We start from the raw sequence: 17964 nt of genomic DNA, 5'->3' as shown, positions 1-17964 counted from the left end.
CTGCCATATTAGTTCCCCACGTCCACCCAATGGACAAATGGTCCACTATGTGGACGTTTATGTCGTCGCTGAGCCTTAGAAGGGGTTGAGTAGACGGTCGACGAACTGCCGGGTCCGTTCCTCCCGGGGGTCCCGCAGCACCGTGTCCGGGTGCCCGCGTTCCACGACCACGCCGCCGTCCATGAAGATGACCTCGTTGGCGACCTCACGGGCAAAGGCCAGCTCGTGCGTGACCACCACCATCGTCCAGCCTTCGTCGGCCAGTTCCTTGATGACGGTGAGCACCTCCCCCACCAGTTCCGGGTCCAGCGCCGACGTCGGCTCGTCAAAGAGCAGCAGCGCCGGGCGCAGGGCCAGCGCACGGACAATGCCGACACGCTGCTGCTGCCCGCCGGAGAGTTCGAACGGGTAGCTCGCCTCCTTCTCGGCAAGCCCGACCCGGGCCAGCAGTTCCCTTGCCTCGGCGGCGGCCTCGGCCCTGGGCCGTTTCTGCACCTGGACCGGGCCCTCGATGATGTTCTCCAGGACGGTCTTATGCGGAAAGAGGTTGTAGTGCTGGAAGACCATGGCGCTGCGGTCCCGCAGCGCCGCCAGCTGCTTTTTGGAGGCCTGGCTGGAAAAGTCGACGGCGGGGCCGCCGCTGAACTCGACGGTCCCGGCGTCGGGCACTTCGAGGCCGTTGAGGCAACGCAGCACGGTCGTTTTGCCGGAACCGGAGGGCCCGATCAGGGTGACCACTTCGCCGCGCCGGACCTCGAGGTCGATGGATTTCAGCACTTCGTGCCGGCCGAAGGCCTTGCGCAGCCCCCGCACGGCCAGCAGCGGCGCGGTGTCCGGGAGCGCGGATTCAGTGGGCGACATAGCGGTCCAATCTCTTCTCCAGGACGGACTGTCCGCTGGAGAGGGCCAGGCAGATGATCCAGTAGACGACGGCGGCCTCCAGGTAGAGGAGCATGAACTCCTGGCTGAAGGCGGCGACCTGCTGCGCCTGGCGGAACAGCTCCGTGACCAGGATCAGCGAGGCCAGCGAGGTGTCCTTGACCAGGCTGATGAAGGTGTTGGAGAGCGGCGGCACCGAGACCCGGGCGGCCTGCGGCAGGATGATCCGGATCAAGGACTGTCGCCGGGACATGCCGATGGTGTGCCCGGCCTCCCATTGGCCCTTCGGAACCGAGAGGATGGCCGCGCGGATCACCTCCGCGGCGTAGCCTCCCACGTTGAGCGAGAACGCGATGATCGCGCTGGGCCAGGGGCTGATGGTGACGCCGACGGACGGCAGCCCATAGAAAATGACAAAGAGCTGGACCAGCAGCGGCGTGCCGCGGATCACCGAAATGTACATCCGGGCGATGGTCGAGAGGACGGAATTGCGGCTGAGCCGCATCAGGGCAACCAGCAGTGCCAGCACCAGGCCGAGCGCGAACGAGGACAGCGCAACCGGAATGGTCCCGGTGACCGCACCCACCAGGATCGGCCCCAGCGAACTCCAGACCAGGTCCCAGTTGATCGTCATGGCAAGGCCCGGCGTTGGGCGACGGTGGGCACCGCGCTACTTGGTGACGTCGGCGTCAAAGTATTTCTGCGAAATCTTCGTCAGGGTACCGTCTGCCTGCAGTTCGGTCAGCGCCTTGTTGACGGCGTCGGTGAGGCTGGTGGAGCCCTTCCGGAAAGCGAAGGCGCTCAGCGACTTGTCGGTGGTCTCCGCCGCGATTTTGATGCTGTCGTCCTTGGCCTGCTTTTGCTGGTCCAGGTAGGTCAGCTTGTCATTGATGGTGGCATCCACGCGTCCCTGCTTGAGCAGCGTGATCGCCTGTGCCCAGCCTTCCACCGCCTGCACATTTGCCCCGCTCTGCTGCGCCAGCTTGTACCAGTTGCTGGTCAGCGACTGCGCCGTGGTCTTGCCTTTGAGGCTGTCGAACGAGGTGATGCTGGAGTTGTCCGACTTGGTGACGATGACGCCGGTGCTCACGGTGTAGGGCGTGGAGAAGTCGTATTTCGCCTTGCGTTCGTCGGTGATCGAGACCTGGTTCGCGACGACGTCGAACCGCTTGGCTTCGAGGCCCGCGAAGATGGCGTCGAACTGGGTTTCCTGAAAGGTGGGTTTAACGCCCAGTTTGGCCGCGACGGCGCTGACGATCTCGACGTCGTAGCCGGTCAGTTCCCCGGTGCCGTTCGCGTGGAACGAGAACGGTTTGTACGTTCCCTCGGTGCCGACCTTGAGCACGCCGGCGCTCTTGACGTCGCTCAGCGAGGTGTCCGCCCCGCCGGCCGGTGCCGAACTCGACGGGCTCGTCGCGGCGGAACCGCAGCCCGTGAGAGCCAGACCTGCCGCTGCGATCAGGCCGATGACGGAAAGTCGAGTGTGCTTCATGATGGTCCTTCATCGAGGAGCCGGAGGGGCCCGCTGGGGTGGCCGCGCAGGGCGGCATTCTACTAGCGACGATAGCAAGACAGCCCGGCGCTTGGGCACCCCCGATGACGGCGTATGACCCGGCGGTGAGACGGACTTGACGAATCGCTTCCGCCCTGCTGCCCGCCTGTTCCGCTCCCCTAGACTGAAGGGTCGGGGAGTGCGGAGAGGAAATCCTCGGCGAAGCGCCGGACGCCGTCCCACTCGGTGTAGTAGTAGTCGCGGGTCAGGTCGGTGTCCGGGGAGCCTTTGCTGCCGGCGATCGTGCGCATGAGGTGCCGCTTCAGGAAGCCGTACTGCGTGTAAGGCAGTGCCCCGCCGAACAAGGCGACATGGGAAGGTCGCCAGCCGGCGTCGTCCATGAATTTCTCCACGTAGCCTTCGGCGTTCCCTTCGTCCCCGTGGGCGGCCAGGCTCACGGAGAAAAAGGCAGTGGGCAGCCGGTTCAGCGCGGCCCTGTTCGCCCGGACGAAGTCGGTGACGCAGCCCTCGTGTTTGCCGACGTGGACCGACCCGCCGAGAATGACGCCCTCGCAGCCGGCCGGGAGGGCGTTGCCGGAGGCCCGGAGGTCTGCGGCCCGGGCCTCATGGCCCTGCCCGCGGACGACGTCGGCAATGTACTCGGCGATCCGGGCCGTCTGGCCTTCGACCGTCCCGAAGGGAATATAGATATTGGCCATGCTCCACTGTTGGGTCCGGCCGCGCGCCGCGGCTAGGGCCGAACGTCACCGGGCCCTTGACGGCACAGCCGGCACCGCATGTGATGGACACGTCGGCCTTGCCCGTCTCGGCCGGACCGTTAGCACCGCCAGGCTCACGACGAAAGGCCACGACATGCCCCTGCTCGACCCCGTCCTCTGGGACGGCAAAATCTACCTCAACGGCTGGCGCACCGGCGGCGGAGGGACGAGCCCTGCCGTCGAACCGGCCACCGGCGAGCAGCTCGGCAGCTACGGCGTCGCCTCCGTGGCGGACGTGCGCGAAGCGGCCACCGTCGCGGCGACGGCGCAAAGGGAGTGGGCGGCCCGCAACCCGGAGGACCGGGCGGCCGTCCTGCGCCGCGCGGGGCTGCTCTGGGAGGAACACGCAGCCGAGATCCAGGACTGGATTGTCCGGGAATCGGGCGGCATCCCGCCCAAGGCCGGCTTGGAAACGCACACCGCCGCCAACGAATGCTACGAAGCCGCCGCGCTGCCGTCGCTGCCCGCCGGGGACGTGCTGACCTCGAACGAAGGCCGCTGGTCGTTCGCACGGCGCCGTCCGGTTGGCGTCGTGTCGGTGATCGCTCCGTTCAACTTCCCGCTGATCCTCTCGATCCGGGCCGTCGCTCCGGCCCTTGCCCTCGGCAACGCCGTGCTGCTGAAACCGGACCCCCGGACCGCCGTCTGCGGCGGCGTAACGGTGATGCGGATTTTCGAGGAGGCCGGTCTTCCGGCCGGGTTGCTCTCGCTGCTGCCCGGCGGCGCGGAGATCGGTGCCGCCGTCGTCGAGGCCCCGGAAGTCCGGGTGATCGCCTTCACCGGCTCGACGGCGGCCGGGCGGAAGATCGGCGAAACCGCGGGCCGGCTGCTCAAGCGTGCCCATCTGGAACTGGGCGGCAACAGCGCCCTGATCGTGCTGCCGGGTGCAGATCTGGCGAAGGCGGCCTCCGCGGCGGCCTTCGGCTCGTTCATGCACCAGGGCCAGATCTGCATGGCGGCCGGGCGGCACATCGTGCACGAGGACATTTACGACGACTACGTCGCGGCACTCGCCGAGAAGGCCGGCCAGCTGCCGGTCGGTGATCCGAAGAGCGGTACCGTGGCGCTGGGTCCGGTGATCGACGAACGCCAGCTGCAGCGGGTGGACGGCATCGTCCAGGACGCGGTGCGTGGCGGCGCCCGGCTGGCCTCCGGCGGCACCCACGACGGCCGCTTCTACCAGCCCACCGTGCTGGTGGACCTGCGCCGGGACAGCGCGGCCTGGAAGGATGAAATCTTCGGCCCGGTGGCGCCGGTCCTGAAATTCTCGACCGTGGACGAGGCCGTGGCGCTGGCCAACGACAACGACTATGGCCTCTCCGTCGGCATCCTCGGCGACGTCGGCCTGGCCATGGCCGTTGCCGACCGGCTCGACTCCGGCAAGGTGCACATCAACGAACAGACCGTCTCGGACGAGGCGAACTCCCCGTTCGGCGGCGTGAAGAACTCCGGCAACGGTTCACGGATCGGCGGGCACCACGCGAACATGGAGTCCTTCACGGAAATCCAGTGGCTCACCGTGCGTCCGGACATCGCACCGTATCCGTTCTAGACCCACCCGGCCGCGGGCGGCAGTCAACCGCGCCGGAGGGCCCAACGGCATCGCGCCGTTGGGCCCTCCTCGCCGGCGGCTACTTTGCCTGTTTGGCGACGTCCTGCGCCCAGAGGAAGAACTTGTTGGTCCCCAGGTCCTTGACCGTGGTGATGCCGAACGCGGCTTTCAAATGTTCGCCGTCGGCCTCGGTCACACCCTTGAGGGCATCGACGGGAGCGGCTGCGAGTTCGGACGCCGACTTGCCGTGGAATGCCTTGTCGAAATGATCTTCAATTCCTGCCATTGAATTGCTCCTTCGCAATGCAGCCTCGGACCGGTGGCCCCGGCTGCGGCCAGCAGTGCTTTGTGCACTGGCCACATTCAACGCCACTTCGCCCCGGTCCGTCCAGAGCGGCGGCGCCACCGGAACGCTACATATGGACGTGCAGGCGCCGCGCGGCCTCGGAGATGGACCCGCTGAGCGACGGGTAGACGGTGAATGTACTCGCGACGTCGTCGACGTGCAGCTTCTGGGTCACGGCGAGCGAGATCGCGAAGATCAGCTCGGAGGCGTTCGGGCCGACGACGACGCCGCCGATCACGGTACCGGAACCCTTGCGGGCGAAGATTTTGACGAAGCCGTCCTTGTGGTTGCGCATCTTGGCCCGGGCATTGCTGCTGAGCGAGAGCTTGATGACGTCGGCCTGGTACTTGCCGGAGTCGATTTCGGCTTCGGAGACGCCGACGTTGGCGATTTCCGGTGAGGTGAAGATGTTCGACGCCACCTGGTGCAGCTTGAGCGGGGTGACGCCGTCGCCCAGGAAGTGCGCGATCGCGATGCGGCCCTGCATCGCCGCGACCGAGGCGAGGGCCAGCACGCCGGTGCAGTCGCCGGCGGCGTAGATGTTCGGCGCGGTGGTCCGGGAGACGCCGTCGACCTTGATGTGGCCGCTCTCGGTCAGCGCGACGCCGGCTTCCTCCAGGCCGATTCCTGCGGTGTTCGGGATGGACCCGACGGCCACCAGGCAGTGGCTGCCGGAGACCGTGGAGCCGTCGGCGAGGGTGACCACGACGCCGTCGTCCGTGCGTTCGACGGTCTCGGCCCGCGACCGGGACAGCACGGTTACGCCACGGCGTTCGAAGACGCCTTCGAGCACCTCCGCCGCGTCCGCATCCGAGCCGGGCAGCACCCGGTCCCGGCTGGAAATGAGGGTGACCTTGGAACCCAGGCCGTTGTACGCGGAGGCGAATTCGGCGCCGGTGACGCCGGACCCCACCACGATCAGTTCCTCCGGGAGTTCGTCCAGGTTGTAGATCTGGGCCCAGTTCAGGATGCGGATGCCGTCCGGGCGGGCGGTGGGCAGTTCGCGCGGGTGGGCGCCGACCGCCAGCAGGACGGCGTCTGCCTCGATCGTTTCGGTTCCCTCGGCGGTGAGGACCTCGATGGTGTGGTTGTCCAGCATCTTGCCGGAGCCGATCAGGATACGGACGCCCTGGCGCTCGAGGCCCCGCCTGATGTCGGCGGACTGCTGCCGGGCCAGCACCAGCACACGGTCGTTGATGTGCTTGAGGTCCGCCCGCATGGTCGGCGCGTAATCGCCGCCGTCGACGTCGAACATGACGCCCAGCTCCCCCGCACCGGCCATCCGGGTCATCAGGTCGGCAGTGGCGATCAGGGTTTTGGACGGCACGACGTCGGTCAGCACGGCGGAGCCGCCGAGGCCGGCACGCTCAATGATGGTCACCTGCGCCCCCAGCGAGGCGGCGACCATGGCGGCCTCATAGCCGCCGGGCCCTCCGCCGAGAATTGCGATCCGGGGTGCGCTGAAATCGGGGTGCGTAGTCACAGTCATCCATTGTCCACCATAAGAACGGGCGCCACCAATGGGGTGGTGGGCACTGCCCCGCGCGCACGGTAGCTTGTACCAGTGAGTACTACAGAATTCCTGAACACGGACCCCTTCGACGCGGCCCGCGCTGCCGCCGACCACATCGCAGCCGAGACCGGCGTGGACCGCCACGACGTGGCACTGGTCCTCGGCTCGGGCTGGGGCGACGCTGCCGACCTGATCGGCGAAACCACCGCCACACTCTCCGCCGAGGAGGTCCCCGGCTTCTCGTCACCCTCCGTGGTGGGCCATGTGGGCACCATCCGCTCGGTGCTCACCCGCGAGGGCAAGCGCGCCCTGGTCCTCGGCGCACGGACGCACTACTACGAGGGCAAGGGCGTCCGCGCTGTGGTGCACGGAGTGCGCACCGCGGCCGCCGCCGGCTGCCGGACGCTGGTCCTGACCAACGGGTGCGGCGGGCTGAACGAGGACTGGGCGCCCGGCACCCCCGTGCTGATCAGCGACCACATCAACCTCACCGCCACCTCCCCGCTCGAGGGCGCCACCTTCGTGGACCTCACCGACCTGTACTCCGCGCGGATCCGCGGCCTGGCCCGCGAGGTGGACCCCAGCCTGGACGAAGGCGTCTACGCCCAGTTCACCGGCCCGCATTACGAGACCCCGGCCGAGGTGCAGTACGCCAAGCGGATCGGCGCGTCCTTGGTGGGCATGTCCACCGCGCTCGAAGCCATCGCCGGCCGCCACGCGGGCATGGAGGTCTTCGGCATCTCGCTCGTGACCAACCTTGCTGCCGGCATCAGCCCGGTGCCACTGAGCCACCAGGAGGTCCTGGAGGCCGGTCAGGCGGCGGCCCCGCGGATCTCCAAGCTGCTTGCCGAAATCATCGCCAAACTCTGAGGTACGTCCCGGCGGAAGGAACACCGGCGGGCGCCGGAGCGCCTACCCGGAGGCCAGGTGGCGGAGGGCGTTGGCCCGGTCCCCGGGGAAGCGGCGCTCCATGGACTCGGCGATGCCCGCGATGGTTTGCCGTGCCAGCGCCTGCCGCCAGGCCAGTTCCGCCTGCCGCATGGTCTGCGAGATCAGGCAGCTCCGGACGAAGTTTTCCCGCCGGTCCTGCCCCGGGACGGCGCCCAGGATCCCCTCGCAACGGAAAGCCGGTTCCGGTCCTTCCACCGCCAGCACCACGTCCAGCACGCTGATGTTGTCCGCTCTCCGGGCCAGGTGGAAGCCGCCGCGCGGGCCGGACACCGAGGCCAGGATGCCGGCGCGGACCAGGGCCTGGAGCTGCTTGTTCAGGTAAGCCGCGGGGAGCTGGTAGAAAGCCGCAAGCCTGGCGCTGTTGACTGCTTCCCCGGGCGGCGTCCATGACATGTTGACGCACGAATGCACGGCCCATTCCACTCCCCGCCCCATTTTCATATTCCAGACGCTACGTGTCCGGAAAAATGGGTGTCAATCGCCCGGCCGCCGGTTCGCCGGGTCTTGTGCTGATCCTTCGGAAGCCCTGCGCCGGGCGGACGTGCCGGACCCGTCGGCGGGCCCGACGTGATGGACCCGTCAGCCGTGGACGCGCCGGTCCGGGCACGCCGGACCGGCATTTGGCGCTAGTTTGGTACCCATGACGCCTTCCGATGCCGCACTGTCCCAGCTGCTGAGCGAGGCCCGTGACTGGGCCGCGCAGGACCCCGACCCCGCCACGGCCGCCGAGCTGGCCGGACTGATCCGCCTCACCGAGGCGGGGACGGCCGGGGCCCGGCAGGAGCTGGCGGACCGCTTCAACGGCACGCTGCAGTTCGGTACCGCGGGGCTGCGGGCCGCGCTGGGGGCCGGCCCCAACCGGATGAACCGGGTGGTGGTGCGGCGGGCGGCCCGCGGCCTCGCCGCCTTCCTCGGCACCACGGTCGGGAAGGCAGCTCCGGGAACCCGGCCCCGCGCCGTCGTCGGCTACGACGCCCGCCACAACTCCGACGTGTTCGCGGCGGAGACGGCCGCGATCTTCACCGCTGCCGGCATCGAAACGTTTCTGCTGCCCGCCGCGCTGCCCACGCCGCTGCTGGCCTACGCCGTCCGGGCGCTGGGCTGCGATGGCGGCGTGATGGTGACCGCCAGCCACAACCCGCCGCAGGACAACGGCTACAAGGTTTACCTGGGCCGCCACGCCGTGGAGGAAAGTGGCCGGGGAGCCCAGATCGTGGCGCCTTACGACGAACAGATCGCCGCGGAGATCAACGCCGTCGGCACGCTGGACTCGATCCCGCTGGCCTCCGAGGGCTGGACGGTGCTGGACCCGGCCGTCGCCGCCGACTACCAGGCCGCCGTCGCGGCCCTTGCGCTTCCGCAGCGGTTTCCGGCCCGGGACCTCAAGATTGTCCTCACGCCCCTGCACGGGGTAGGCGGCGCAACTGCCTCGGCGGTGCTGCAGGCTGCCGGCTTCGCCGACGTTACCCTGGTGGCCGAGCAGTCAGAGCCGGACCCGGACTTCCCCACCGTGGCCTTCCCCAACCCGGAAGAACCCGGGGCACTGGACCTGGCCTTGGCCACCGCGGCCCGCGTGGGTGCGGACATCGTGATCGCGAACGACCCGGATGCGGACCGCGCCGCCGTCGCAGCCCAGGACCCGGACACCGGGGACTGGCGGATGCTGCGCGGGGACGAGGTGGGCGCCCTGCTCGGCGCCCACGCCGTGGCCCGGCTCGCCGACGAGGCGGACGCCACCACCGGCGTCTTCGCCAACTCGATTGTTTCCTCCCGGTTGCTCGCCCGCGTGGCCACGGCCGCCGGGTACGCCCACGAGGAAACCCTCACCGGGTTCAAGTGGATTGCCCGGGTTCCCGGCCTGCGGTACGGCTACGAGGAGGCGCTGGGCTATTGCGTGGCCCCTGACCTGGTGCGGGACAAGGACGGCATCTCGGCGGCCGTCCTGATCGCCGAACTCGCGGCCGCCGCGAAAGCCGAGGGCAAGACGGTTTTCGACACCCTTGACGAGTTGTACCTGGTGCACGGCCTGCATGCCAGTGACCAGCTCAGCATCCGGGTGGCGGATCTGGGCCTGCTGGACGCGATGATGAACCGGCTCCGGGTCAATCCGCCGGAGTCCTTCGGCGGCTCGCCGGTGGAGACAGCCACGGATCTCGCCGAAGGCAGCGACCGGCTGCCACCCACCGAGGGGCTGCTGTATCTGACCAGGGACCACACGCGCGTCATCATCCGCCCCAGCGGAACCGAGCCGAAACTCAAGTGCTACCTCGAAGTCATCCGCAGCGTCGGCTCCGCCGCTGAATTGCCGGCGGCCCGGCTGGAGGCCCGCACAGCCCTGGAAAACGTCCTCGCCGACGTGCGCGAAGCCCTGGGGCTCTAGCTGTATTGACCCCGGACCTGCTGCGGGCAGGCCCGGCCGGCCCGCTTGCGGAGGCAGCCTGAGCCGGGCCCGGGCGGGTCCTGTTATGGCAAGATGGTGCACTGAGAAGCCACGACGTACGCCGTGCCAGCGGGACGGGCCCGGCCACGAACCACGCCCGCCAGGAAAGGGACCACCATGAGCAATGAAGCCACCACGGCCACGGGGGCTGCCAGCTCCGACCGGCCGGCCGACGCGATCGCCTCGTACATCGACCACACTCTGCTCAAGCCGGAGGCAAGCGAAGCCGAGGTCCTGAAGGTCTGCGCCGAGGCGGTCGAGTACCACTTCAAGTCCGTCTGCGTAAACCCGGTCTGGGTCAAGACCGTCAAGACCGCCCTTAGGGGATCGGACGTCCTGACCTGCTCGGTGGTCGGTTTTCCCCTCGGTGCCACGCCGACCGACGTCAAGGCCTTCGAAGCCCGCGGCGCAGTGCTGGACGGCGCGGACGAAATCGATATGGTGATCAACATTGCCGCGGCCCGCGCCAGCGACAAGGGTGCCCTGACGGAGGACATCCGCGCGGTGGCAGAGACCGTGCATGCCGGCGGCGCCATCCTGAAGGTCATTATCGAGACCGCCCTGCTTGATGACTCCCAGAAGGTGCTTGCCTGCGAGGCCGCAGTGGAAGCAGGCGCCGACTTCGTGAAGACCTCCACCGGCTTCAACGGCGGGGGCGCCACGGTCGAGGACGTAGCCCTGATGCGCCGCACCGTGGGTTCCGGACTCGGCGTCAAGGCCTCCGGCGGTGTACGGTCGCTCGCCGACGCTCGGGCTATGATTGCAGCAGGTGCAACACGTATTGGCGCCAGCTCCGGCATCGCGATCGTCAGCGGCGAACAGGGTTCGTCCGCGTACTGACCGCACCGATCACAAGCACCAGCAATCACGGTTTTGAGCCCCCAGGGGCCGAGGAGGAACGCATGTCGAGCAACAACACCAAGACCCCGCAGGCCGAGAACAGCCTGGCATCCAGCATCGTGCTGTTTGTCCTGATGATGATCCTGTTCTTCGCCGCCCTGTACTCACTGTCCTTCCTCACCCTGGGCAACGCGTGGCCGATGGCCGTCTGCCTGATCCTGTTCGGCCTTGCGTTCTGGATCCCGCAGACCATCACCGGCCGCTCGGATTCGGCCGGCGAAAGCTGATTCGCACGCTCGGACGGAAATGGCTGAAGCCCCGGTTCGCCGGGGCTTCAGCCATTTAAGCCGCGCCGGCGACGGCGGCCAGCAGGCGGTTAACCAGCGCCGTCCCCAACGCGAGGGCTGCCGGGAAGTGCCCCTTGGCCAAATCCAAGCCGGCCCCGAAGAGCCCGACCATGGCATAGGCGCTGACCGGGATCAGCACGAACCATTCCCGCCGCGAGCCGGCCCGGCCCAGCAACGGGATAGAGAACGCTCCGTTGGCCTTCCAGACGTCCTTGACCAGCGGCACCTTGCGGAGGAACTTGGGCGGCTTGACCACAAGCGGCCACAGCAGCGGAACTCCCCCGGTGGTGATCATGTCGCCGACGATATGCACCAGGACGCCGGTGAGCATGGACACCGGAAGCCAGGACCACTGGTGCGGCGCGAACCAGGTCACCAGGCCGGCCATCACCAGGGCAAAGATCCAGTTGCTGACCCAGCCGTACTTGGGAAACAGCTTCAGCGCCTTCGCGGCGATGTTGATCATAAACATGCACAGCAGCCCGGCGCCGAGGGACAGCAGGCCCCAGTCCGTCTGCAGCTGCAGCTGCCCGGCCAGCGCCGCGAGCAGCACGAAGAACGCCGCGCCCAGCACCGAGTGGGTGCCCTGCCGGTGGCCGCCGGACGCGTTTTCGATCCCGACGGCGATGAGGTTCGACAGCGGCGGAAGGGCATGCGCCACCGTGGACGAGCGGTGGTCCCAGTCGCAGACCAGGGCGGTGCCCGCCGTCGTTATCCCGCCGATCACAATGCCGGTGGCATCGAGCGGATACCAGCCCAGCGCGTACGGCCCGGTCGAGGCAACAGCCACCCACGCCGCGGCGCCAGACGCGGCGTGGTGTCCTCCCATCACGGCCTAGCCGGCTGTCGGTGCAGCTACAGCGGCGTCGGAGAAAATCGCCTCGATCACGCCGTTGGCCCAGGCCAGGATCTCGGCGTCCTGCAGGTCCCGGCCGCCAATCCGGGCAGTCTTGGGCTTGGGGATCAGGACCGCGTCCAGGGCCGGCTTCGCCTGTGAGCCGGGATACATCCGGGCCAGCCGCATCAGTTTGGACTCCGGCAGCTGCGCGGGCGAGAACTTGATGAAGTTGCCCTGCAGTGCGACGTCGCTGAGACCGGCCGCGCGCGCCCCGACCCGGAAGCGGGCCACGGCCACCAGGTTCTTCGCCGGCAGCGGGAGCTCGCCGTAGCGGTCCACGAGTTCCGCCTCGACCTCGTCAATGGCCTCGTTGCTGAGCGCGGCGGCCAGCTTGCGGTAGGCCTCCAGGCGCAGCCGCTCCCCCGGCACGTAGTCGTGCGGCAGGTGGGCGTTCACCGGCAGTTCGATCTTCATCTCCGCGGCCTTTTCCTCGGCTTCGCCGCGGTAATCCGCCACCGCCTCGCCCACCAGCCGGATGTACAGGTCGAAGCCGACGCCCTGGATGTGGCCGGATTGTTCGCCGCCAAGCAGGTTTCCCGCACCGCGGATCTCCAGGTCCTTCATGGCCAGTTGCATGCCGGCGCCGAGCTCGTTGTGCGTCGCGACGGCTTTGAGCCGTTCCAGCGCCACCTCCCCGAGCGGCTTCTCCGAGGGGTACAGGAAGTAGGCGTAGGCCCGCTCCCGGCCGCGGCCCACCCGCCCGCGCAGCTGGTGCAGCTGCGAGAGCCCGTACTTGTCCGCACCGTCCACGATCAGGGTGTTGGCGTTGGAAATGTCCAGGCCGGTCTCGATGATGGTGGTGCAGACCAGCACGTCGAAGCGCTTCTCCCAGAAGTCCACGATGATCTGTTCCAGCCGGCTCTCGGACATCTTGCCGTGCGCCACTTCGACCCGCGCCTCGGGGACGAGCTCGCGGATTTTCGCCGCGGTGCGCTCGATGCTGGAGACCCGGTTGTGCACGAAGAAGACCTGCCCTTCGCGCATGAGCTCGCGCCGGATCGCGGCCGAGGTCTGTTTGTCCGTGTAGGGGCCCACGTAGGTCAGCACGGGGTGCCGTTCCTCCGGCGGGGTGGCCAGCGTGGACGTCTCCCGGATGCCGGTCAAGGACATCTCCAGGGTCCGCGGAATCGGGGTGGCGCTCATGGCCAGGACGTCCACGTTGGTGCGCATCTTTTTGAGCGCTTCCTTGTGCTCGACGCCAAAGCGCTGTTCCTCGTCCACGATCACCAGACCCAGATCCTTGAACGCGAAGTCCTTGGAGAGCAGGCGGTGGGTGCCGATCACCACGTCCACCGCACCGCTCTTCACCCCTTCCTGCGTCTCCTTGGCCTCTTTGGCGCCCTGGAAGCGGGACAGCGGCCTGACCCGGAGCGGGAAGCCGGAGAACCGTTCGGTGAAAGTCTCATAGTGCTGCTGGGCGAGCAGCGTCGTCGGCACCAGCACGGCGACCTGCTTCCCGTCCTGGACCGCCTTGAAGGCGGCGCGGACGGCGATCTCGGTCTTGCCGTAGCCGACGTCGCCCGAGACCAGGCGGTCCATCGGGATCTCCCGCTCCATGTCCGCCTTGACCTCGTTGATGGTCGTCAGCTGATCCGGGGTCTCGACGTAGGGGAAGGCCTCCTCAAGTTCGCGCTGCCAGGGCGTGTCCGGGCCGAAGGCGTGGCCGCGGGACGCCATCCGGGCCGAATACAACCGGATCAGCTCGCCGGCGATCTCCTTGACGGCCTTGCGTGCCTTGGACTTGGTGCTGGCCCAGTCCGAGCCGCCCATTTTGCTCAGCACCGGGGTGTCGCCGCCGACGTAGCGCGTGACCTGGTCCAGCTGGTCGGACGGCACGAAAAGCCGGTCACCCGGGGCGCCGCGCTTGGAGGGGGCATACTCCAGGACCAGGTATTCGCGCACGCCGTCCCCGCCACCCGCCACCTTGCGCTGGATCAGCTCCACGAACCGGCCGATGCCGTGCTGTTCGTGCACCACGAAGTCACCGGCGAGCAGCTGCAGCGGGTCCACGGCGTTCCGCCGTTTGGACGGCATCCGGTGCATGTCCTTGGTCGAACCCGCCGAGGTCCGGCCCAGCAGGTCGGCCTCGGTCAGCAGTCCCACCTTGAGCGAGTCCAGGACAAAGCCACGGCCGACGGCGGCGGTGGTCACCTCGATCAGGCCCGGCTGCGGCTCGGCGTCCAGCGAGTCCACCCGGGCACAGGGAATGTCGTTGTCGTGGAACAACTCCGCCAGCCGCTGTGCCGGCCCGGGGCCGTCAGTGGCGACGACGATCCGCCATTGGTCCCGGACGTGGGAGCCAATGAAGTCCATCATCTCGGCGACATCACCCTGGTAGCCGCGGGGCTCACGGGCGCGCAGGTTCAGCACATCGATGTCGGGCAGCAGTTCCTCGTCGCTGGCCAGGGACGTGATGGACCACCAGGAGACGCCGTGCGCCAGCGCCGTGGACCGGGTCTGGGCCAGCGAGCGGAAGCTGGCCGTGTGCAGGGCCTCGGACGCCGCGGAACTTAGGTCTAGCGGCGCGGCTCCCCCGTCCGATGCCGTGGACCAGGCTGCCTCGAGGAACTCCTCGTTGGTCGCGGCCAGGTCGTGGGCGCGGCTGCGGACCTTTTCGGGTTCAATGACCACCGAGATGGAGCCGCCGGGGAACTGGTCCAGGAAGGGCACCATGGAGTCGACAAGCACCGGGGCCAGGGACTCCATCCCTTCGACGGCGATGCCGCCGGCGATCTTCTCCAGCATGTCCGCCGCGGCCGGCAGTTGGGACTTCAGCGTCGCCGCCCGGGACATCACCGAAGGGGTGATCAACAGTTCCCGGCACGGCGGCGCGTGCAGCTCGGTCGGGTGGTGCACTGCCGGGCCGGTGAGCGAACGCTGGTCCGCGACCGCGAACCAGCGCATCTGTTCCACCTCGTCGCCAAAGAACTCCACCCGGATCGGGTGGTCCTCGGTGGGTGGGAAGACGTCCAGCATGCCGCCGCGGACGGCGAACTCGCCCCGCCGGGTGACCATGTCCACCCGGGCGTAGGCGGCGTCGGCGAGGCTCTTGACGACGCCGCCGAACGGCGCTTCCTGGCCCACCTTCAGGGTGACCGGGACCAGTTCGCCGAGCCCTGCCACGATGGGCTGGACCACGGCACGGACCGGCGCCACCACCACACGCAGTGGCCCGGCGCCGGTTTCGGGGTGCACCAGCCGGCGCAGCACCGAGAGCCTGCGGCCGACCGTGTCCGAACGCGGGGAGAGCCGTTCGTGCGGCAGCGTCTCCCAGCTCGGGAATTCGGCGATGCTGCCGGCCGGCAGGAAGGCGCCCAGCGCCGCGGCGAGGTCTTCGGCCTCGCGCCCGGTGGCGGTGACGGCCAGCACCACCGGCGTGCGGACACTGGCGGAGGCACCGCCGTCGGACGCGTCCCCGTCGGACAGCGCCTCCGAGGCGAGGCCGTCGGCCATCTCCGCCAGCAGCGCGGCCCGCAGGCCCCCCGGGGCGCTGATCTGGTAGTCCTCGCTGCGCACCGTGAACGGGCGGGAAGCTTCCCCCTGCACCCGGGCGAACGTCTTGTCCCCGGCGAGGACGCGCCGCAGACCGGTAAGTGAGGGGCCGCTGAGGCTCATGGCGGGAACTCCTGAAGTAATGACGGGACCTGCAGGCAACACGAATACCCGAAATTCGCAAGAATCCCGGGGTCCTTTTAGCCTACCGCGCCCCGGTGGCCGGGCCGCACCCCGGGGCTAAGCTGGCGGCAGGGACGTCGGCCAGGGCCTGCAGTCGGGGGCCGCGCAGTCCGGGGCCGCGCAGTCCGGACGGGCCGGCGCTCCGAATGGCTTGTATCCGCCGGCTGATATCCGCAATGAGAAGGAGCCACCCATGAACGGCACCCCCGGGGCTGCGAACACGAAGACGGTGCTCGTGACAGGCGCCACCGGGTACATTGGCGGCAGGCTGGTCCCCCGCCTGCTCGAGGCCGGGCACCGGGTGAAGGTCCTGGTCCGGACCCCGGCGAAAGTCGCCGGCGTCCCGTGGCTGGAGCAGGTCGAGGTGGTCCAGAGCAGCCTCGATGACGGCGCTGCGCTGCGCGAGGCGCTCGAGGGCGTCGACGTGCTCTACTACCTCGTCCACTCAATGGCGGGAGGCTCCGGGTTCGAAGCCAAGGAAAAGGCCATGGCCGAAACGGCGGCAAAGGCAGCCGCCGGGGCCGGCGTCGGCCGGATCGTCTACCTCGGCGGCCTGCACCCCTCCGGGGCCGAGCTCTCCACGCACATGCGGTCCCGGGAGGCCGTGGGCAAGGTCTTCCTGGACGGCCCGGTCAATGCGATCGTGTTCCAGGCCGGCGTCGTGATCGGCTCCGGCTCGGCGTCGTTCGAGATGATCAGGCACCTGTCCGAGACCCTGCCGGTGATGCCCGCCCCCAGCTGGGTGCGGAACAAGATCGAGGCGATCGCGGTGCGGGACGTGCTGCACTACCTGGTCGGGGCCGCAGCGCTCGAAGGGCCGATCAACCGCACCTTCGACATCGGCTCCCGCCAGGTGCTCAGCTACGCGGGCATGATGCAGGAATATGCCGCGGAGGCCGGGCTGCCGCACCGGGTGGTGCTGGCGCTGCCGATCCCCGCGCCGAAGCTTGCCGGGATGTGGGTCGCGTTGACCACCCCGATCCCGTTGTCCATGTCGCTGCCGCTGGTGGAATCGCTGCAGCACGACGCCGTATCGCGGGAGCATGACATCGATTCCTACATCCCGCAGCCAGAGGGAGGGCTCACCCCCTACCGGCGGGCAGTGGCCCTGGCCCTGGGCAAGGAACGCGACGGGCAGGTGGAGACGACGTGGGCCAACGCCGGGGCCGACGCCGATCCGCTGCCGAGCGACCCGGACTGGGCCGGCCACCGGGTCTATGTCGACGAGCGCGCCTACTCCAGCCCGGTGGACCCGAAACACGTCTGGACCATCATCGAAGGCATCGGCGGACGCAACGGCTGGTATTCGCTGCCGCTGGCCTGGAGCGTGCGCGGCTGGCTGGACAAGCTCACCGGGGGCGCGGGGCTGGCGCGCGGCCGGCGGCACCCGCACCTCCTGGCCGAAGGCGAAGTGGTGGACTGGTGGCGGGTCGAGCGGATCGACCGCGGCCGGCTGCTCCGGCTGCGCGCCGAAATGCGCGCTCCGGGCCGGGCCTGGCTGGAACTGTCGGTGGAACCCGACGGCGCCGGCAGCCGCTACCGCCAGCGGGCCATCTTCTTTCCCAAGGGGCTGAGCGGCCGGTTGTACTGGCTGGCCGTGCTGCCTTTCCACAGCCTCATTTTTCCCGCCATGTCGCGGAACATCTCGGCGGCGGCGCAACAGCTGATGTCCGTCGAATCGAAACCGGAGCGGCCCACCGCATAGGATGTTGGGAGCCCGAAACGACCAGATCCACCCCATGGAGGACCCCAATGGCCCTGAGCGCATCCACCACCCTTCCGCACAGCGTTGAAAGCGTGACGGCAGTTTTCGTCAACGAGGACTTCCTGCGCCACACCAGCGAACTCGTCGGCGGAACCCTGGAATCGTTTGCCGTCAACGGCGACACCGCCGGCGCCTTCAACACCACCACGGTCCGCACCATTCCGACCAACCGCATGCCCGATTTGGCCCGCAAGTTCGTCGGCGAGAGCCTCAAGGTCACGCAGCTGGAAAGCTGGAGCGCCCCGGCTGCGGACGGTTCCCGGCAGAGCAATATCTCCCTGAAGGTCGCCGGCGCGCCGTTGGACGTCAACGCCGTGCAGCGCCTCGTGGCCGACGGCGGCAGCACCCGGATCGAGCTGGAGGGCACCGTCACCTCATCCGTACCGTTCCTGGGCGGGAAGATCGCCGACGCCGCCGAACCGATGGTCGGCAAGGCACTCAACATCCAGTCCACCCAGGCCCAGGCCTGGCTCGAGAGCCACTAGCC

16 protein-coding genes are annotated in these 17964 nt (G+C 68.7%); 7 read left to right on the top strand and 9 right to left on the bottom strand.

From position 1 onward, the window contains the following. Nucleotides 1–75 precede the first annotated feature (75 nt). From AC3ANP_RS10750 to AC3ANP_RS10735, 4 genes are all read right to left on the bottom strand, one after another. Nucleotides 76–861 (bottom strand): amino acid ABC transporter ATP-binding protein, encoded by a 786-nt coding sequence (locus AC3ANP_RS10750; RefSeq protein ID WP_488330173.1) that lies wholly within the window; start codon nucleotides 859–861, stop codon nucleotides 76–78. Continuing rightward, the gene (locus AC3ANP_RS10745) at nucleotides 848–1507 is read right to left on the bottom strand and encodes an amino acid ABC transporter permease (RefSeq protein ID WP_488333024.1); all 660 of its coding nucleotides are present in this window, start codon (nucleotides 1505–1507) and stop codon (nucleotides 848–850) included. Before AC3ANP_RS10745 ends, AC3ANP_RS10750 begins: the two co-directional genes overlap by 14 nt. 42 nt (nucleotides 1508–1549) lie before the next feature. Then, a complete protein-coding gene (locus AC3ANP_RS10740) occupies nucleotides 1550–2371 on the bottom strand; it encodes an amino acid ABC transporter substrate-binding protein (RefSeq protein ID WP_488330172.1) in 822 nt (273 codons plus the stop codon). 179 nt (nucleotides 2372–2550) lie between these two features. Then, on the bottom strand, nucleotides 2551–3090 hold the full coding sequence (locus AC3ANP_RS10735) for a flavodoxin domain-containing protein (RefSeq protein WP_488330171.1): 540 nt from the start codon (nucleotides 3088–3090) through the stop codon (nucleotides 2551–2553). A gap of 154 nt (nucleotides 3091–3244) precedes the next feature. On the opposite strand from AC3ANP_RS10735, the gene AC3ANP_RS10730 reads away from it, so the two are divergent. After that, complete coding sequence (locus AC3ANP_RS10730; protein ID WP_488330170.1) at nucleotides 3245–4702, top strand: benzaldehyde dehydrogenase; 1458 nt, start codon at nucleotides 3245–3247, stop codon at nucleotides 4700–4702. A gap of 79 nt (nucleotides 4703–4781) precedes the next feature. Here the strand turns inward: AC3ANP_RS10730 and AC3ANP_RS10725 are convergent, their stop codons facing one another. Next, on the bottom strand, nucleotides 4782–4988 hold the full coding sequence (locus tag AC3ANP_RS10725) for a hypothetical protein (RefSeq protein ID WP_488330169.1): 207 nt from the start codon (nucleotides 4986–4988) through the stop codon (nucleotides 4782–4784). 127 nt (nucleotides 4989–5115) lie between these two features. Continuing rightward, a complete protein-coding gene (locus AC3ANP_RS10720) occupies nucleotides 5116–6531 on the bottom strand; it encodes an NAD(P)H-quinone dehydrogenase (protein ID WP_488330168.1) in 1416 nt (471 codons plus the stop codon). 81 nt (nucleotides 6532–6612) lie between these two features. Between AC3ANP_RS10720 and AC3ANP_RS10715 the strand changes: the two genes are divergently transcribed. Further along, entirely contained in the window at nucleotides 6613–7431 is an 819-nt protein-coding gene (locus AC3ANP_RS10715; RefSeq protein ID WP_488330167.1) for a purine-nucleoside phosphorylase, read from the top strand. 42 nt (nucleotides 7432–7473) lie between these two features. On the opposite strand, the gene AC3ANP_RS10710 is transcribed toward AC3ANP_RS10715, so the two are convergent. After that, entirely contained in the window at nucleotides 7474–7905 is a 432-nt protein-coding gene (locus AC3ANP_RS10710) for an RrF2 family transcriptional regulator (RefSeq protein WP_488330166.1), read from the bottom strand. A gap of 247 nt (nucleotides 7906–8152) precedes the next feature. On the opposite strand from AC3ANP_RS10710, the gene AC3ANP_RS10705 reads away from it, so the two are divergent. The 3 genes from AC3ANP_RS10705 (at nucleotide 8153) to AC3ANP_RS10695 (ending at nucleotide 11079) form a co-directional block, all read left to right on the top strand. Beyond that, nucleotides 8153–9892, top strand: a complete 1740-nt coding sequence (locus AC3ANP_RS10705) for a phospho-sugar mutase (RefSeq protein ID WP_488330165.1) — start codon at nucleotides 8153–8155, stop codon at nucleotides 9890–9892. A 177-nt stretch (nucleotides 9893–10069) separates the two neighbouring features. After that, on the top strand, nucleotides 10070–10792 hold the full coding sequence (deoC, locus tag AC3ANP_RS10700; protein ID WP_488330164.1) for a deoxyribose-phosphate aldolase: 723 nt from the start codon (nucleotides 10070–10072) through the stop codon (nucleotides 10790–10792). Between the two features lie 62 nt (nucleotides 10793–10854). Next, on the top strand, nucleotides 10855–11079 hold the full coding sequence (locus AC3ANP_RS10695) for a hypothetical protein (RefSeq protein WP_488330163.1): 225 nt from the start codon (nucleotides 10855–10857) through the stop codon (nucleotides 11077–11079). Nucleotides 11080–11134: 55 nt separating this feature from the next. On the opposite strand, the gene AC3ANP_RS10690 is transcribed toward AC3ANP_RS10695, so the two are convergent. Beyond that, nucleotides 11135–11971, bottom strand: coding sequence for a metal-dependent hydrolase (locus AC3ANP_RS10690; protein WP_488330162.1), 837 nt, complete (start codon nucleotides 11969–11971; stop codon nucleotides 11135–11137). A 3-nt stretch (nucleotides 11972–11974) separates the two neighbouring features. Beyond that, entirely contained in the window at nucleotides 11975–15652 is a 3678-nt protein-coding gene (gene mfd, locus AC3ANP_RS10685) for a transcription-repair coupling factor (protein WP_488330161.1), read from the bottom strand. A gap of 253 nt (nucleotides 15653–15905) precedes the next feature. Here mfd and AC3ANP_RS10680 point away from each other — a divergent pair, with 253 nt between their 5' ends. Continuing rightward, entirely contained in the window at nucleotides 15906–17417 is a 1512-nt protein-coding gene (locus AC3ANP_RS10680) for an SDR family oxidoreductase (RefSeq protein ID WP_488330160.1), read from the top strand. A 47-nt stretch (nucleotides 17418–17464) separates the two neighbouring features. Then, a complete protein-coding gene (locus AC3ANP_RS10675) occupies nucleotides 17465–17962 on the top strand; it encodes a DUF2505 domain-containing protein (protein WP_488330159.1) in 498 nt (165 codons plus the stop codon). Nucleotides 17963–17964: the final 2 nt, after the last annotated feature.

It is taken from the genome of Arthrobacter sp. JB02-1C (assembly GCF_057748045.1).
Note: the sequence above shows the minus strand (reverse complement) of the source record. Positions and strands in the feature narration are given on the sequence as shown.

Coding starts and splice junctions, on each gene's coding strand:
- AC3ANP_RS10750 (WP_488330173.1), bottom strand. CDS start 861: ATGTCGCCCACTGAATCCGCGCTCCCGGACACCGCGCCGCTGCTGGCC.
- AC3ANP_RS10740 (WP_488330172.1), bottom strand. CDS start 2,371: ATGAAGCACACTCGACTTTCCGTCATCGGCCTGATCGCAGCGGCAGGT.
- AC3ANP_RS10735 (WP_488330171.1), bottom strand. CDS start 3,090: ATGGCCAATATCTATATTCCCTTCGGGACGGTCGAAGGCCAGACGGCC.
- AC3ANP_RS10730 (WP_488330170.1), top strand. CDS start 3,245: ATGCCCCTGCTCGACCCCGTCCTCTGGGACGGCAAAATCTACCTCAAC.
- AC3ANP_RS10725 (WP_488330169.1), bottom strand. CDS start 4,988: ATGGCAGGAATTGAAGATCATTTCGACAAGGCATTCCACGGCAAGTCG.
- AC3ANP_RS10710 (WP_488330166.1), bottom strand. CDS start 7,905: ATGTCATGGACGCCGCCCGGGGAAGCAGTCAACAGCGCCAGGCTTGCG.
- AC3ANP_RS10705 (WP_488330165.1), top strand. CDS start 8,153: ATGACGCCTTCCGATGCCGCACTGTCCCAGCTGCTGAGCGAGGCCCGT.
- deoC (WP_488330164.1), top strand. CDS start 10,070: ATGAGCAATGAAGCCACCACGGCCACGGGGGCTGCCAGCTCCGACCGG.
- AC3ANP_RS10695 (WP_488330163.1), top strand. CDS start 10,855: ATGTCGAGCAACAACACCAAGACCCCGCAGGCCGAGAACAGCCTGGCA.
- mfd (WP_488330161.1), bottom strand. CDS start 15,652: ATGAGCCTCAGCGGCCCCTCACTTACCGGTCTGCGGCGCGTCCTCGCC.
- AC3ANP_RS10680 (WP_488330160.1), top strand. CDS start 15,906: ATGAACGGCACCCCCGGGGCTGCGAACACGAAGACGGTGCTCGTGACA.
- AC3ANP_RS10675 (WP_488330159.1), top strand. CDS start 17,465: ATGGCCCTGAGCGCATCCACCACCCTTCCGCACAGCGTTGAAAGCGTG.